A 15238-nucleotide genomic window follows, 5' to 3' on the forward strand; every position below is an offset into this window, starting at 1 on the left:
CCTGAAGTCCACGCAGATTGCAGCGCTCTCCACCGACCAGGTTGCCGCGCTCAACAGCACCCAGATCAAGGCCCTGACCGCTTCCGAAGTGGGCGCTCTGTCTACCGCTGACATCGCAACCTTCTCCACCGACGAGATCGCGGCTCTGACGACCGCTGCTCTCGCAGGGCTCTCGACGGGCGACATCTCTTCGCTGTCCAGCAATCAGCTCTACGCCTTAACCACAACGCAGGTGCAGGCACTTGATGCCGGGCAAGTCGCGGCGGTCGTCGCCGCCTATGCGGCCTACAACTAAATCGGACGAATTGGGGCACGGTTTCAGCCGCGCCCCAAAGACTTCGGCGTCGCGCGAGAAATCGCGCGACGCTTTTTGTTGAGACGCGCTGAGCATCCGCGATCTTTTTCGATTCGACCGAAGTCGCCACCTGGCAGCAGAGCGCATCACTGCCCCTTTTCGATCGCCGCCATGGCATGGCCGGGAGCGCTCAAGAGCAATCAGTCCGACGCAAGCTAGCTGCGATAAAAGGCATGACGCTTTCGCTCGTCAGTTCACACCCCCGGCCGCGGGGCCGTCTTGTCGTAGGATGTCCATGACCGTCAATATCGCATCTGCCTCGACTCAGGTTTCACCGCTCATCGGCGTCTTGGATCGCGCGCGGAACCAGCAACTGCCGCTCGGCGAATTGTTCCAGATTGCCGAAATCCTGAGCCGGGCCGGAAAACAGCCGCAGGCAGTCGAGCTTTACAAGACCTGGATCGCATTCAACGACACCAATCCTCTGCTGCATCTTGCTCTTTTCAACTATGCCGTCTCCGCCAATCAAACCGGCGATGCCACCGGCGCTATTCACGCGCTGCGCGCATGTTTGAAGCTCGATCCGCTGTTCGGGCCGGCGCACATCAACCTCGGCCGAGTTTTGGAAGATTCCGGCTTGAACAATCGGGCCGTCGAACAATGGCGAAGTTTCGCGAAAGCCACTGCCGAAATCACGCCTGACCGGATTGGCTATCGCCTGATGACGCTCCAGCACATCGGCCGCGTTCTCGAAGGCGCCGGCATGTTGGAAGAAGCAGAAGCAGCTTTGTGGCAGGCAATCGAGCTGCAGCCTGGCAAGACCGAGGCGGGCCAACATTGGACGTCACTGCGGCAGCGTCAATGCAAGTGGCCGACACTCGTTCCGTCTGAACATGTCTCGGCCCGGCAGTTGTTGGACGCGATGTCGCCATTGACACTTGGCTGCTTTGCCGACGATCCCCTATTTCAGCTCGCCAAGGCCTACCGCTATAACAAGTCTCTGATCGGGCGGCCCGATCTCAGCGCTTTCCCACGCCCGACGCCGAAGCAGAAATCGGGGACCGGCGAACGTTTGCGCGTCGGCTATGTCTCATCCGATTTGCGCGACCACGCGGTCGGATTTGCGCTCCGGGAAGTTCTGGAGTTGCACGACAAGAGCAGCGTCGAGATCTTCGCTTATTATTGCGGCGAGCCGCGCGCCAACGACGCGACGCAAATGCGGATCAAGAACGCCGTGGATTGCTGGCGCGACATCTATGCGCTCAGCGATATCGACGCAGCAAAGCAAATCCGTGCCGACGAGATCGACATTCTCGTCGACGTCAACGGATACACCAAACTTGCCCGGACAAAGATCTTCGCCTATCGGCCGGCGCCGGTCATCGTCAATTTCTGCGGCTATCCCGGCTCGATGGGCAGCCCGTTTCACCAATACATCATTGCCGACGAGCACATTATCCCGCCCGAGAACGAAATCTACTATTCGGAAAAAGTGCTGCGGATCGCCTGCGACCAGCCCATCGACCGCAAAAGGGAGATCGCCCCGCGGCCGACCCGCGCGGATGCCGGCCTGCCGGAGAACGCTTTCGTCTATGCCTGCCTCAACGGTATGCAGAAGATCACCGCCAACTGCTTCGCGCGCTGGATGACGATCCTTTCCGCGACACCCGGCAGCGTGCTGTGGCTACTTGCGGAGGCAGACGATGTCAACGAACGCCTGCGCCAGATGGCCGCGCAAAAAGGCGTGGAACCCGAGCGCCTCATTTTCGCGCCCAAAGCGGCCAATCCGAACCATCTGGCGCGTATTGCTCTTGCCGATCTTTTCCTGGACACTTTCCCCTATGGGGCGCATTCCACCGCGGCTGACGCGATTACCGTCGGTTTGCCGGTACTGACGGTTCCCGGAAAGAGCTTTGCCTCACGTTTCTGCGGCAGCATCGTCTCTGCCGCCGGCGTTCCGGGGCTCATCTGCAGCGGGCCGGACGCTTATGTAATGCGAGCCATCGCCTTCGCACAGGACCGCGAGAGTCTCGCGACGATCAGGCAATCCTTGCAGAGCCAGCGCGAGACCAGCACGCTGCGCGATATCCCGGCTCTCGCACGGCGCCTCGAATACTTGTTTTGGCAGATGCAGGGCGAAATCGAGCGCGGCGAAACCCCGGTGCCAGATCTGCAAAACCTCGATGTCTACTACGAGATCGGTGCTGAAATCGTTCTGGAGAATGTCGAATTCGAGGACGACCTCGCCTATCGGCGGCGTTATCTCGAAAAACTGGCCCAATGGAACGATTATGCGCCGCTCGCGCGCGACTCCCGTCTGCTGAGTGATCCGACGTCACTCAAGAATTGATTTCCGGCAATTATCCAATCCAAGAGGGCATCATGACTCCTGTTATACTTGTGACCTTTGCCGGGCGGCAAAAGCGAATGGAGATCCTGACGAAGTATATCCGCAAGGCAATCAATGACGGGATCATTGACGAATGGCACATATGGGATTTCACCCGTTCCACTCAGGATAACGAGTGGGTCACGCGCGAATTCGGCCCGGCGCGATATATGAGGCCCGAGGCGCCTTACCAATTAAAAGGATCGGTCACGGTTCGTTCCTCGTTCCGCACAAATGCGAAAATCGATCACGACCTTCACATAGCCGTTCTTCCGAATGGTGAGGCCGACAATTATTACGAATTTGTTGTCGGCGGCTGGGTCAATACGCACTCTGTCCTCCGCAGTGTCAAACCCGGCGAATTGAATAATTTCGCAAGCAGGAATGAGGCTGCGGTCATTTGGAGCAAATCGACCCCCGGCGTTCTTTCACCAAGCTTGCCGAACCAGGTCGTCCTCAGCATCGACTCGGCGGGTATCCCCACACTTCAGGTCAATGGAGTGATTGTCGGCACGTGGCCCGAACTGAACCTGAGTTCCGGCGCATCGGTGATGGTCCGGGGAGGATGGGGCGCCGATTTGGAACTTTGCGACGTAAACGCCCCCGTCCGCCGTTATGTCGGAAATCCCAATGAAAAACTGCCGTACTGGCAGGCGTACGATTACTACGCGAAACGACTGGAGATATTTTCCAGCGCGGTATTTCTGAAGTGCGATGACGACATCGTCTATCTGGACATCGAAAAGCTCAACGAATTCATCGAGTTTAGACGAGCCAACCCGAATTACTTCGTCGTCTCCGCGAATGTCGTGAACAATGGCGTGTGCGCCTATCTGCAACAATTAGGCGGGGCACTTCCTGACGAGCTGGGCCATTTTGAACACCCGCCAGGAGGGTTCGGGGGAAGTTTGTGGCAAAGCGCCGAGCGCGCAACCCAGCTTCACGATTTCTTCCTGGAGAAGAACGACAAGCATCTGCCTTTGCCGAACAAGGTCGTCGAATGGAAGGAGCGCCAGTCGATCAACTTCATATCCTGGCTCGGAAAAGACCTGCTGCATATGGGCCTGCCGAAAGGCGATGATGAATACGCCCTGACGGTCGATCTGCCGACCTTTCTCGATCGACCCACCGCCATCTACGCGGATTTTACGGTCAGCCATTTAAGCTTCGGGCCGCAAGAACACGGACTGGATGTGGATCGTTTGATTAATGCCTATGACGCACTGAGTTCTTCGCGGCTGTAGGCCACTCCGGGCCGGAAGCCTGGATATTGGACATTAAAGCGGGCGGCTTTCCCTTCGGCCGCTCTTGTGCCGCCGAGAGCAAACCTGGATGGGTGAGCAAAGCGCCTGCCTCGAGCCACGGCAACCGACGGCACCGCCAATCCGATCGCCAAAGACGTTATGGGCGGAGAAATTGCGTCTCGGCTTGACCGGCGCCCACGCTGTGGGCTCGTGCTTTGCATGCTGATCTAACGAATATTCAGGATAGCAAATACGAACGACCCGGCAGTAACGCATATTGCGAGCGTTGAATAGTAATCCATGTTGCATCCCCCTTTTCGCACCAATGAGATAAGGGCCATAATCTCCACAAAAAAGTCGCAAAAATGAACTGATTGCGCACTTTTTCTATCGCCTGGACTCACGCCGTTATCGCGAAGCGTATCGGGCACGCATGCTTCCATCGTTTCACGTCGTCGCTGGCCCAGCGCTGGCCGACAGATGTATGCCTCTGTTGGATAGCTTGCCTTTCAGCGACTATCATTGTTGACTTGCGCATATAGTCATCACGCCCGAAGGGATGGAGGGGAAGATGAGTACATCGCTTGTGGAACGTTTAACCGGGTGCGTCGGACAGATCGAGGAGTTCTCACAGCGCATCTCTCGTATTCAGGCCGGAGAAGTCCATCATCAAGCCCAATTCGGTGATGGCCCTTGGGAGGACATTACGGCAATCGTCCTTACCCACTATGAGCATTTGCTTGAGGACTACAAATATTTTGCCGAGGATTTGAGACGTCGCATCGAGAACGGGGAAAGCTGAGCCGGCTACGGTCCCAGGTGCGACATGCCTCTGTCGCGCGACAGCAGTTCTCCGCCTTTTGGATTCAACTTGCCCGGCTGCCTTGCTGGAGATGTTCGACGGCACCGTCAATTTGAACCCAACTGTGTTTCGACTGCTCAAAAATCGATTTGGCGGGGGCCGGACAACTGGAATTGGCGAGCGCCCCAACTGCGACGCCGATCATTGACGGCAGCCTGTCAGCCTTCCAGTAGATCGATGAGCCGCAGTTTGGACAGAAATAGCTGTGTACCTTTCCCCCGCTTGCTGCATCGCGGGTGTATTGTTTCGCAGTTCCGGAAATTGCGACGGCTTCGATAGGATAAAAAGCGCCCGCGCCAAATGGCGCGCCGGTTCTGCGTTGGCACTCGACACAATGACACGCGACAACCAATTTTGGCGGTTCCGGAAGCTCTACTGTGAGAGCGCCGCAACTGCATCGGGCATGAGCCATTGGAATACTCCTTCTTCTAAAGCGAGATTATATTAACTGCGGCCGCCGCTGCCTGGCTGATGACTGCCGCAAGAGCTATTCTCGAAAGCAATTCGATAAACAAAGTGACCGGACATCGATGGCGAACGTCACGCGATCTGTCACGCGACATCCCCCTTCGGCTCCGGTAGTCAGTTCCCAATTCGATTTGAGGAGCAGGATGATGTCGACGTCGGTTCTGATTGCTTTGACGATGTCTTCGGCGTTAGCCACGGTAGTGCTGGTAGCGGTGCAGTTTCTTCATTGACTGCGGAGATTTCGGCGCCGTTGTTCATAGACTTCCGCGGCGTCCGTTGTCGGCTCCAACTATGCGCTGGATGTCTGCACCAAGCTCGTGACCGCGAGCTGTGGCTACTCGTATTGACCGAAGTGAATTACCCGCTACTCCGATGTTAGCGAGTGGGAGGCGTGGTGCAAACCCTCCTCACAACTGCTTTTCGGAGCGTTCGATATTAACCTCAGCGCGTAAGGCCAGCGGCCGCGAGTTCCGCGCGGGCGTCGTCAAGCAGCGGCCTGAACTTGGCGTTGTGCAGCAGTAGCATACCGATAGTCGTGCCGAGTATTGCGCTTGCCCTGACGTCGCTGCGCGAATGAACGCCACAGATCATTCGGCTTTCTGCGAAGTCCTCTGCGCGGGCCATGACGAGTTGGCCCTTGTTCGGCATTAGATGGGCTAGGATGATGCCCTGGGCATAGGACAGAGTGCCATGCCCGCTAGGATAGGCACGGACTTTCGAGCCGCCCTTGCCTGCCGCCTCACAAACCTGGATATCATCGTTGAAGGTCCAGGGCCGGCGCCGCCCGAAATAGACCTTGACCACATCGGCGGCGGCATCGCGCTCATGCAGCACGGCGTCCAGCATCGCCGTGGTTGCGGGAAGCTTCGTGAGATCGAAGCCGATCGGCCCCAGGGTCGGAATCCAGAGCTCGGAGCTCTCGTGCCGGTCATCCCAGACGGCTTGGTCGCGGCGCGCCTGCGAAGCGGCCTGCTGCATGCGAAGCACTTCAGCCACTTCGGCCTTCTGCTGGTCAGAGTCGTCGGCCGGAGGCGGCGCCAGAAGGGTTGCCGGATCGAGGTCGTCAGGAGAGAGATATTTTAGAACGTGCGCCGGATTTTGCGGAAGCGGAGCCGGCGCCGGAGGCGTGGCTGCCGCAATTGCCGCGGCTCCCGGATCCGCAGCCGCCGTGGCAGCATTCTGAGCAAAAGTAGGCACGGCGAGGCCTACTACCGCCGCCGTCGCAACCGCGAGACGAGCATATCTGGGCATGACGATTTCTCCTGCAGGGCCAATCGCCCGGGCGATTGTGATCTTGTTGCGAGCTGATCATCGCCGTCGTGCGAGAACTGACCGGTAGCATTGAAGGACCGACAACTCGTAGCGAATGCGACATTCGTTGCTTACGCAGCGTTCATTACAGCGTCGTGACGACATGGGGGACAAGTATGTCGCATATCGCGGGGGTATGACTGCTGGCCCTGCCGATCGTCGAGGCTAGAGCCGTGCATGACAGGCTGTGGCAAGGAAGGCCTCATTTCGGTGGAGAAGGGAAAAATCATCTCGATTTAGAAAGCGATGAAGGCCAAGGACTGCAAATAGCCGGCGCTGCCGTCTCGACGGAGTTCCGAACGCCTTCGCAAAAGTTGCTGACGCCCTGCGGAAACTTACCCGTCACTAGAGGGTGGCGGGCCATAGCTGCCGCTATTTGGCAGCATTTCGATCAAAAATACGGCGAACGGCAAACCGCTCTTTCGCCGACACGCGGTACAAAGGTATTGTCTGACACGCGATAGGTGCGCCATCTGTTCGCACACCATTCAACGTGCCGAGCAGGAAGACCGTTAACTCGCGCCGGTCGCGCCGGCGCTGGACGAGCGGCGGCAGCACCTATCATCGCCCCCGCAGTGAAGGCGGCAGCCGGATACCACCAGCCATTCGAGCTACGTCGATAACCGCGCCGCTGGTACCGGCTCCCGCGATAGCCGTTATACCAGCGATTGGAACGGCGACGGTAAGTTGGGCGCCGATTCTGGTCGGTGCGGCGACGAGCCTGGTCACTTCCGCGATATTGCACCGGCTCCGCCTTGCTCGAAACTTCGGGAACCGCAATTGTTACGATGGGAAATGCGTAGGCGTCGTCGACCCCTACGAGCGCGGTCGATACAGCAACAATTGCAACCGCTAGCTTTTTCATCTGCTATCTCCTTCGCTCTGGCCTATGAGAAACGGACACAACCCGAGGAGAAGTATACCTCTAATTTAGTAGTTCAATGTCCTCCAATACTTTCGGGCGAAAAATAATCCGCAAGTCCACTATCACGCCGTCGCAATCATGAGGCGAGCATATTAGGGCATTACGATTTCTCTTGCACGCCAATCGCCTAGGCAGATCGCGGAGAACCGACGACAGGGCGACGGGCGCTACCGAGGATCGTATTGTGTCGGGCTACACGGGGGCCATTACTGCCTTACCGATGACGGCCGGAAGAGCTATCTTCGCAATTAATTGCTATGCCGTATGGAGGACACTATGGATTTGCATGAACGCCGGAAGGGCTACGAGCAGAAGATTGCGGAGCATCAAGAACATCTACGGTCGATGGAAGAGAAGGATATTCGCCATTTTCGCCAGGAGGGCGATGGGCCGCTTGCGGAAATAACCGAAGAGATCAAGGCGGAATACCGCCGACACATAGAAACCTATGCTGCCCTGATTGCTCAGATTGATGCAATTTTGGGCGTATGAGCACCGTCACCGCGAACTGAATTTGCGGAGAAGCTGAGGTTATCAGCCATCTTCCAACAATGATGGGTGAGCACGCTGATCCCTCGACCCCAGGCAAGCTTCGGCTGCGACGAGAGAACAGTTCCCCGAAACGCAGAATGCGGCGATGTAGTCCCGATCAGAAGGCAAATTTGCCGACTGAAACCACCAATGCTCTGCGGCGGGATGCTTTTGCACTTCGTCAGGCCAAAGTCCGGATTTGATCGGGACTTTGGTCCGTGTTCAGAGGCAACGCTCATGACGTATGAACAACATCCGAGGCGTGAGACACAGCCTTGCAAATGAGTGTGCGCAAATCGGGATGGAACAAACACATGAAAATAATCGCAATCGCAGCACTGGCGTTTGCAACAGCGTTGCCAGCGTCGCCAGCATTCTCTCAGATCTACTTTGAGTACGGGACTGGACCTAGCTACTACAATGATCGGCCACCTCCACGGTACTATTACCCGCCGCGCTACGCATACGACGGCTACTATGACGGCCCGAGACATGATTATGGTCACCGGTGCTGGACAGAGAAATACTACAGGTACGGCTATCATCACCGGGTGAAGTTATACAGGACGGTTTGCGACTAGCGCTCGACACTCCCTGGCCCACCGTACCGCTGTGGGTAGGCAAATGTGCCTACCGCAGGGAGACCCATTGATGGCTCTGCTATAAAATCTTCAACCACTACAAGGATAACGGCCAGGAGGCGCTGACGGATCAGTCGCGTCGGCCGGCGCGTTATGCCAACCAGCTGCCCGAGCCGATCGAGGCGATGATCGTCTCGTCTAAGAAGAGCAAGCCGCATTGGGTTGCCAGGAAGATCAGGGAGCTCTTGGTGAAGCGCCTGGCCGGCGATGTGCGCGTGCCGTCGAAGAGTACGGTGCATGCCATTCTCGATCGACATGGTCTGGTCGCCCATGCCCGCAAGCGGCAACGACATCGAGCCAAAGGGACGGCCTTGTCACATGCATTACTGCCAAACGATCTTTGGTGTGCCGACGTCAAGGGCGAGTTCAAACTTGGCAATGGTCAATACTGTTACCCGGTGACGGTCACCGACCAGGCGTCACGTTATCTTCTTGCCTGCGAAGCCGCTGGAGATTGCATCTTTAACGGGCTTGCGCCTAGCTGGATGGAACACTTCTTACACGAAAGTGTTCGTTGACTGTTAATGATTACCCTATATAATGGATAGGTGCACCTCGACGCTGGAAAGGTTTCGATGGCTGGCAAGGTCATATCGATCGGCTCTGGGCAGCCTAAAAAATTGTCGCGCCAGCAGTTCATGGAACAAACCCTAGCGTTGGTCGATGCCGGCTGCGTTAAGGTTTCTGTTCATTTGAGCGGAGACCATCCTGAGCGAAAAATCTCTCAGGCGCAGATCGAAATGTGTCTGATAAAGGGAACAGTGCAGTCCGACCCCGTTATCAATATGTTCGGCAATTGGCAAAGTGAAATCTTTCGCCACATGGACGGGTGGCAGCAACAGGTGGTTGTAGTAACGGCGATTTAGCCGGAGGAGCGGTTATATGAGCTATCAATACACCGATTCCGGCCTCGATAATGTGTGGCTGGAAGACGGCTACACTATCGAAGACCATCCGAACTATGGTCGCCTAATGTCCATTAAGAACGTGCGTGGTCTCCATGAGGCCATCGGACGCTGGCTTATCAGCCTACCGCGCACTCTCAACGGCGCCGAGTTCAGGTTTCTTCGCCTTGAGTTGGATTTTTCCCAGAAAGCCCTGGGAGGTGTCGTTGGCGTGACAGAGCAAGCAGTCGCAAAGTGGGAAAAGGCCCGTGAGAAGCCTGTTGCCAATAGGTCCGCTGAGCGTCTTCTGCGTCTCGCGTATATCAACTACCTCGATGGGAAGCCGGAGTTCTCAGCGATCATTGATCGGATAAGTCAGCTCGACGCTGAGATTGCTGAACATGAGCTGCGTCTGACTCGTGAAAACGACGGTTGGCATAAGCTCGCGGCCTAAAAGGCTACCTGAAGACCCGCTTCGGCGGGTTTTTTCTGCAACAAATTCACGGCCACATCTTCGAAAGGTAATGGGTGAAGAGCTGCTGCCTATGCGGAACAGTCTAAATGGATACTCGCATCGCTCTTGGCGGTAAACGGTGGAGCGCTCATTGGGCTGGGCCAGAGCGCGAGCATCGGGCTCGGATTAGCTGACCGTTGGGCGGCAGCAATATTGGTGTTCGGTATCGTCATGGCCCTCGCATCGGGAGCTGCGGCGAGACGCCAAAGTTTGATCACCGCTCAGACGTTCTTCCAGTTTCTAACAGCCGCCACAAATGATGCCAGATCGACGGCACTGGAAGCAGCGATAAGGCACGAAGCGTGGTTTTCGAAGCTGTCCGATGTCGCCGCGATTTTATCTAGCCTTTGCTTTGTCGTCGGCTTGATCTTCGCCGGGAGCCATATGCATGGAACACCATGACCTGGTCACTCCCAAGTTTGCCTTTAAAGGCTAGCGCGCCCAATGGCTCGATCCACTGAGAATTTGTCACCGTGAGCGATTTTTGGAAAGTCGCAAAGGCCGTGTCAATATTCGCTAAAGGCACGTCCGGCTACAGGCGGCCTCCAATTTACCAATGCTTTTCAAGAAGTTGAATGGTAGCGGAGGAGGGATTTGAACCCCCGACACAAGGATTATGATTCCTCTGCTCTGACCTACTGAGCTACTCCGCCATTTCCGCACACAATCTCCTGGATTATGCGTGAGGCCAAACGAAACCGCCGCTCGAGGAGCATCGGCTCGTCGGTTGAGCGGCTTATAAGGTGCGGTTTGGCTTGGTGTCAAGCAGATGATTTGGAAAAATCAGTGCTTTCCACTATCCGGCGCCATAGGCGTCAGGCGGCGACGGGGCTGGCCAGCAACGCCTTCAGCGAGGCTTCCGCCATTGGTTCGCGTTCGGAGCGTTCGATGAAGCCGCCGCCGTAGACGCGGGCATCGTCACCCGGGGCGGAATATAGCGCGCAGGCCTGGCCAGGGGCGACACCAGCCTCGCCGATCGTCAGGTCGACATAGATGCCCGTTGCATCGGCATGCAGCACGGCAGGGGCCGGCGCACGGGTCGAGCGGACCTTGGCGTAGCAGGCAAAGCCCTCGCCGGAAGCCGCCTTCGCCAGCGGCTCGTCACCCAGCCAGTTGACGTCGCGGAGGTAGACGCGGTGCGTCTCCAACGCTTCTTTCGGGCCGACGATGACGCGGCGCGAACGGGCGTCGAGATAGACGACATAAAGCGGCTCGCCGGTTGCGATGCCGATGCCGCGGCGCTGGCCGATCGTATAGTGCAAAATGCCTTCGTGATGGCCGAGCACACGGCCGTCGAGATGGACGATCTCGCCGGCAAGCGCCGCATTCGGCTTCAGCTTGGCGATCACGTCGGAATATTTGCCCTGCGGCACGAAACAAATGTCCTGGCTGTCGGCCTTCTTGGCAACGACGAGGCCCATTTCCTCGGCCAGCGCACGCGTCTCCGACTTCGGCATGCCGCCCAGCGGAAAGCGCAGATAGTCGATCTGCTCCTGTGTGGTCGCGAAAAGGAAATAGCTCTGGTCGCGATCGGCATCCGCGGGGCGATAGAGCGCACGGCGGCCGGGATGCTCAGGGGCAGGATTCGGGCGCGAGCGGATGTAATGGCCGGTCGCCAGCGCATCCGCGCCGAGCTCCTTGGCGGTCGCCAGGAGATCGGCAAACTTGACGGTCTGGTTGCAGGCAACGCAGGGGATCGGCGTCTCGCCGGCAACGTAGCTTTCAGCGAAGGGGTTGATCACCGTCTCGCGGAACCGCTTTTCGTAATCGAGCACGTAATGCGGAATGCCGAGTGTTTCGCAGACGCGACGCGCATCATCGATATCCTGGCCGGCGCAGCAGGACCCGGCGCGGTGCACGGCGGCGCCGTGATCGTAAAGCTGCAGCGTGATCCCGAGCACATCATAGCCCTGACGCTTCAGAATGCCGGCAACGACGGAACTATCGACGCCGCCCGACATGGCGACGACGACGCGCGTATCTTCCGGCCTCTTGTCAAAATCCAGTGTGTTCACGGTCTTGCCGCCAATCTCAGTCGATCTTCGGTGCTGTATTCTGTCCACCGGTTGCCACGCAAAAGCGGCGGATTTTTATCATATGCGGGCACGCGGCGACTTGGCCGCCCGGCCTTAATCGATGACGGATATAGAAAGGATTGCTGCCCGGCGCAAGGGGCGGCGAATCACCGATATTGCGACGACGAATGAAACAGCCAATCAACCTCTGGCCTTTAACTGCCGGATAAGATGGAGACCGCGGCGAAGAGCCGTCACCGCTGCGCCGACGGCGACGACCCAGAGCGCGATGGTCAGCACCCAGGAACTTCCGCTCCATAGCACTTCGACAACCGACAGCAGAGCAGCAGCCGTCATCGTCGCCATGCGGTGCTGCTTCGCCATCGGCCCTCCGAAATCGCTGGGATTGCCGGTGGCACGGCCCAGCTCGCGAACATAGGCGGTGAGAACGGCGAATGCTGAGGCCGCCCAGCCCAGGCCAGGCGCGGCGATGCCGTAGCCGACACCGGCGAAGATCAGGATATCGGCAACGCGATCGGGAAATTCATTCCAGAACGGCCCGTCCGCCTCGCCCTTGCCGCCCTCCACAGCCACCATTCCGTCAAGCAGATTGCAGAGTAGGCGAAGTTGGCAAAGGAGTGCCGCAAGGACCAGGAATATGGCTCGCATTCCGCCGCCGCCTTGCTCCGCCAGCCAGCCCGACAACCAGAAAGAGCCGCCCGCCAGCCCCGCCATGACCATACTCGCCTGCGATATCTGGTTCGGCGTCACCGAAAGACCGGTCATGCGCCGCGCCAGCGCCTGTGCCCAAAGCGTGTTGCGACTTGCCAATGGCCGCCTGTCGCCCATTCCCTCGCTTGCCATGGACCTAACGCCTCCCGCCGGAAATCGAATAATTGTAGATCGCCGCGTAGCTGGTCGAGACCAGCAACGGCACCGCGATGGTCTTCAGTATCTCCGGCGTACCGCTGAGCGCATGGATCGTCACCAATAAGCCTGCAGAGCCGAGACAGGCGATCAATGGCGGTGCCCAGAGACCAGTGAGGCCGCTCAACCGTTTCGACAGGGTTTCGACAGCCGATTTGAGAAACAGCGTCAGGCATGCCGACACAATACCCTGGACAAGACCAGAGATCATCGGCTGCGGCATTGGATGCAGGCGGTTGGCAAAGACGGCCCAGCCGCCCATGGCGAGAAAGGCGAAAAGCACGTGCACGATGCTGCTGCCAGCAAGCGCCCTCCCCCGCGCCGTCATGACAGCGACCACCAGTAGCGTACGAGGTGAAAGAAAATCGGTGCGGAGAAAACGACGGAATCCAGCCGGTCGATCAGCCCGCCATGACCTTCGATCAGATGGCCCCAGTCCTTGACCCCGCGATCCCGCTTGATCGCCGACATCACCAGCCCGCCGAAGAAGCCCATCAGAGTAATCACGAAGGCAAGCAGCCCCGCCAGCAACGGAGTGAACGGCGTAATCCACCAGAGCGCTGCCCCGATGAGCGTTGCACTGAGGATACCACCGATAAAACCTTCGACCGTCTTGGACGGTGACAGCTTTAACGCGATCTTGTGGCGGCCGAACAGCTTGCCCCAGACATATTGCAGGACATCACTGAGCTGCACGACGATGACGAGGAAGGCGATCAAAAGGACGTTGCGCTCCTCATAGCCGGGTATGTGGAGGGTCAGCAGCGCAGGCACATGCGAGGCGCAGAAGACGCAAATCATCAGCGCCCATTGCACTTCGGCAATGCGGATCAGGAAGCGTTCGGTATCTCCGCGCAAGACCGCGATAATCGGCATGAACAGAAAGGCATAGACCGGGATGAAGATGGAAAAGATGCCGTATTGCTCGGCCCAGAGCAGATAATATTGGATCGGCAGCGCCACGAAAAACGCGGCAGCGAGTGCCCAATGGTCGGCGCGCCTGGTGTTGATGAGCGTAACGAACTCGCGCAGCGCCGCAAAGGAGCAGAAGGCGAAGAGCAGGATGACGCCGGCGCGGCCCGCCAGGAAGGCGATGCCGATCAAGATCACCATCACCCACCAGGCCTTGATGCGGGCATTCAGGTTTTCAATCGCCGCGTTGGACCCATCTGGCGACAGGCGCCGCTGCAGCACATGGCCGATGACGGAAGCGACGATCAGGACGCCGAGGATTCCGAGGATAAGGTGGATGAGATCAGAGCTTGCTGCGCTCATTCGCCACTCCCCATAGGTCTCGGAGAGAGGGCCAGCAGCGCCGCTTGCGCCCGCGCCAGAAAAACCAACTTCTCTTCGTCTTTGCCGATATGCAGCGGATCGCCGAACGTCACCGTGCAGATGAGCGGAATGGGGACGATCTCTCCCTTGGGCATGACACGGTTGAGATTGTTGATCCAGACGGGAACGAGATCGATATCGGGGCGCATCTTCGCCAGATGAAACAGCCCGCTCTTGAACGGTTGCAAAGGCGCCTCCGTCAGGTTCCGCGTGCCCTCGGGAAACAGGATCAGCGAGGAGCCTGCATCGAGAGCGGCAACCATCTGTTCGACCGGGTCTTCCGTCCGTGCCTCGCGAACCCGTTCGATCAGCACGGCATTGAATACGTCGCGGCCGATGAAGCTCTTCAACCTCGATTTCAGCCAATAGTCAGCGCCCGCGACCGGACGTGTTCGCTGTCTCAGCCGCGGCGGAAGCACCGCCCAGATGAGGATGAAATCGCCGTTGCTGGAGTGATTGGCGAAATAGACGCACTGTTCGCAGGGTACGCCGCTCTCCGCCCAGATCGCTCTCACGGCGGTGACGGCACGCGCAAACAGCACGATCGCCGCCGCAGCCGGCTTCGTAAACCAAGCCGCCAACGGCTTGCCCATCATCCGCCCACCATTTTCTCGTGAGGCCCCCATGACAAAGAGATAGGCACGTTTGAAGGGGAGCCGATAGCCCGATAGGCGGACTTATCCACAGCCCGTTCGGAGGTGCATTCCAACGGCGGAGCACATTTCGACGTAATCGGCATAGGGGGCGATCGCATTTGATCGCGCCCCTGCCACACCACCCGGCATGCGGGTCCGCACTGGGCGGTTCGAGAGATTGAGGTTAAGTGAGTCTGGGCATTCCGAGTTGGTCGGCCCATTTGATCGTGAGGACAGTGTTGAGGAGCTTTGCACTGTTGCG

The 15238-nt window shown here is 58.1% G+C and carries 15 protein-coding genes, 1 tRNA gene and 1 pseudogene; 8 read left to right on the plus strand and 9 right to left on the minus strand.

Annotated elements, in window-relative coordinates:
* The 4 genes from PY650_RS34310 to PY650_RS34325 all read left to right on the plus strand — a co-directional run.
* On the plus strand, positions 1 to 295 hold a 295-nt coding region (locus PY650_RS34310), incomplete at its 5' end, for a hypothetical protein (RefSeq protein WP_285884479.1).
* A 295-nt stretch (positions 296 to 590) separates the two neighbouring features.
* Complete coding sequence (locus tag PY650_RS34315; RefSeq protein WP_285884481.1) at positions 591 to 2645, plus strand: O-linked N-acetylglucosamine transferase, SPINDLY family protein; 2055 nt, start codon at positions 591 to 593, stop codon at positions 2643 to 2645.
* 32 nt (positions 2646 to 2677) lie between these two features.
* Entirely contained in the window at positions 2678 to 3928 is a 1251-nt protein-coding gene (locus PY650_RS34320) for a DUF6250 domain-containing protein (protein WP_285884483.1), read from the plus strand.
* 571 nt (positions 3929 to 4499) lie between these two features.
* Positions 4500 to 4730, plus strand: coding sequence for a hypothetical protein (locus PY650_RS34325; RefSeq protein WP_285884485.1), 231 nt, complete (start codon positions 4500 to 4502; stop codon positions 4728 to 4730).
* A gap of 64 nt (positions 4731 to 4794) precedes the next feature.
* On the opposite strand, the gene PY650_RS34330 is transcribed toward PY650_RS34325, so the two are convergent.
* From PY650_RS34330 to PY650_RS37230, 3 genes are all read right to left on the minus strand, one after another.
* Positions 4795 to 5202: a GFA family protein gene (locus tag PY650_RS34330; RefSeq protein WP_285884487.1), complete on the minus strand. Its 408-nt coding sequence runs from the start codon at positions 5200 to 5202 to the stop codon at positions 4795 to 4797.
* Positions 5203 to 5699: 497 nt separating this feature from the next.
* On the minus strand, positions 5700 to 6509 hold the full coding sequence (locus PY650_RS34335) for a phosphatase PAP2 family protein (protein ID WP_285884489.1): 810 nt from the start codon (positions 6507 to 6509) through the stop codon (positions 5700 to 5702).
* A gap of 451 nt (positions 6510 to 6960) precedes the next feature.
* Positions 6961 to 7434 carry a BA14K family protein gene (locus PY650_RS37230; RefSeq protein WP_349644541.1) on the minus strand — a complete coding sequence of 158 codons (474 nt, stop codon included), beginning with the start codon at positions 7432 to 7434 and terminating at the stop codon, positions 6961 to 6963.
* A 336-nt stretch (positions 7435 to 7770) separates the two neighbouring features.
* On the opposite strand from PY650_RS37230, the gene PY650_RS34345 reads away from it, so the two are divergent.
* The 4 genes and pseudogenes from PY650_RS34345 to PY650_RS34360 all read left to right on the plus strand — a co-directional run bounded on the left by PY650_RS34345 (position 7771) and on the right by PY650_RS34360 (position 10004).
* The gene (locus tag PY650_RS34345) at positions 7771 to 7986 is read left to right on the plus strand and encodes a hypothetical protein (protein WP_285884491.1); all 216 of its coding nucleotides are present in this window, start codon (positions 7771 to 7773) and stop codon (positions 7984 to 7986) included.
* Positions 7987 to 8686: 700 nt separating this feature from the next.
* Positions 8687 to 9112, plus strand: a pseudogene (locus tag PY650_RS34350) (helix-turn-helix domain-containing protein); the annotation flags it as partial.
* Between the two features lie 129 nt (positions 9113 to 9241).
* Entirely contained in the window at positions 9242 to 9532 is a 291-nt protein-coding gene (locus PY650_RS34355; protein WP_285884493.1) for a hypothetical protein, read from the plus strand.
* 16 nt (positions 9533 to 9548) lie between these two features.
* Complete coding sequence (locus PY650_RS34360) at positions 9549 to 10004, plus strand: helix-turn-helix domain-containing protein (protein ID WP_285884494.1); 456 nt, start codon at positions 9549 to 9551, stop codon at positions 10002 to 10004.
* A gap of 636 nt (positions 10005 to 10640) precedes the next feature.
* Here the strand turns inward: PY650_RS34360 and PY650_RS34365 are convergent.
* The 6 genes from PY650_RS34365 to PY650_RS34390 form a co-directional block, all read right to left on the minus strand.
* A tRNA-Met gene (locus PY650_RS34365) sits at positions 10641 to 10717 on the minus strand.
* Between the two features lie 162 nt (positions 10718 to 10879).
* Positions 10880 to 12079, minus strand: a complete 1200-nt coding sequence (mnmA, locus tag PY650_RS34370; RefSeq protein ID WP_285884495.1) for a tRNA 2-thiouridine(34) synthase MnmA — start codon at positions 12077 to 12079, stop codon at positions 10880 to 10882.
* Positions 12080 to 12280: 201 nt separating this feature from the next.
* Positions 12281 to 12943, minus strand: coding sequence for a CDP-alcohol phosphatidyltransferase family protein (locus PY650_RS34375; RefSeq protein ID WP_285884496.1), 663 nt, complete (start codon positions 12941 to 12943; stop codon positions 12281 to 12283).
* A 4-nt stretch (positions 12944 to 12947) separates the two neighbouring features.
* Complete coding sequence (locus PY650_RS34380; RefSeq protein ID WP_285884497.1) at positions 12948 to 13334, minus strand: hypothetical protein; 387 nt, start codon at positions 13332 to 13334, stop codon at positions 12948 to 12950.
* Positions 13331 to 14281, minus strand: coding sequence for a phosphatidate cytidylyltransferase (locus PY650_RS34385; protein WP_285884498.1), 951 nt, complete (start codon positions 14279 to 14281; stop codon positions 13331 to 13333). The genes PY650_RS34380 and PY650_RS34385 overlap by 4 nt, the downstream gene beginning before the upstream one ends.
* Positions 14278 to 14934 carry a lysophospholipid acyltransferase family protein gene (locus tag PY650_RS34390; protein ID WP_285884500.1) on the minus strand — a complete coding sequence of 219 codons (657 nt, stop codon included), beginning with the start codon at positions 14932 to 14934 and terminating at the stop codon, positions 14278 to 14280. Before PY650_RS34390 ends, PY650_RS34385 begins: the two co-directional genes overlap by 4 nt.
* Positions 14935 to 15238 lie beyond the last annotated feature (304 nt).

The sequence above is a fragment of the Martinezella calliandrae genome, from assembly GCF_030272695.1.
In the GTDB taxonomy this organism is placed as follows: Bacteria; Pseudomonadota; Alphaproteobacteria; order Rhizobiales; family Rhizobiaceae; genus Rhizobium; species Rhizobium calliandrae.

What these genes read in the sequence shown, in the direction of transcription:
- PY650_RS34315 (WP_285884481.1), top strand. Translation starts at nt 591, where the DNA reads ATGACCGTCAATATCGCATCTGCCTCGACTCAGGTTTCACCGCTCATC.
- PY650_RS34320 (WP_285884483.1), top strand. Translation starts at nt 2,678, where the DNA reads ATGACTCCTGTTATACTTGTGACCTTTGCCGGGCGGCAAAAGCGAATG.
- PY650_RS34325 (WP_285884485.1), top strand. Translation starts at nt 4,500, where the DNA reads ATGAGTACATCGCTTGTGGAACGTTTAACCGGGTGCGTCGGACAGATC.
- PY650_RS34330 (WP_285884487.1), bottom strand. Translation starts at nt 5,202, where the DNA reads ATGGCTCATGCCCGATGCAGTTGCGGCGCTCTCACAGTAGAGCTTCCG.
- PY650_RS34335 (WP_285884489.1), bottom strand. Translation starts at nt 6,509, where the DNA reads ATGCCCAGATATGCTCGTCTCGCGGTTGCGACGGCGGCGGTAGTAGGC.
- PY650_RS37230 (WP_349644541.1), bottom strand. Translation starts at nt 7,434, where the DNA reads ATGAAAAAGCTAGCGGTTGCAATTGTTGCTGTATCGACCGCGCTCGTA.
- PY650_RS34345 (WP_285884491.1), top strand. Translation starts at nt 7,771, where the DNA reads ATGGATTTGCATGAACGCCGGAAGGGCTACGAGCAGAAGATTGCGGAG.
- PY650_RS34355 (WP_285884493.1), top strand. Translation starts at nt 9,242, where the DNA reads ATGGCTGGCAAGGTCATATCGATCGGCTCTGGGCAGCCTAAAAAATTG.
- PY650_RS34360 (WP_285884494.1), top strand. Translation starts at nt 9,549, where the DNA reads ATGAGCTATCAATACACCGATTCCGGCCTCGATAATGTGTGGCTGGAA.
- PY650_RS34375 (WP_285884496.1), bottom strand. Translation starts at nt 12,943, where the DNA reads ATGGCAAGCGAGGGAATGGGCGACAGGCGGCCATTGGCAAGTCGCAAC.
- PY650_RS34380 (WP_285884497.1), bottom strand. Translation starts at nt 13,334, where the DNA reads ATGACGGCGCGGGGGAGGGCGCTTGCTGGCAGCAGCATCGTGCACGTG.
- PY650_RS34385 (WP_285884498.1), bottom strand. Translation starts at nt 14,281, where the DNA reads ATGAGCGCAGCAAGCTCTGATCTCATCCACCTTATCCTCGGAATCCTC.
- PY650_RS34390 (WP_285884500.1), bottom strand. Translation starts at nt 14,934, where the DNA reads ATGGGCAAGCCGTTGGCGGCTTGGTTTACGAAGCCGGCTGCGGCGGCG.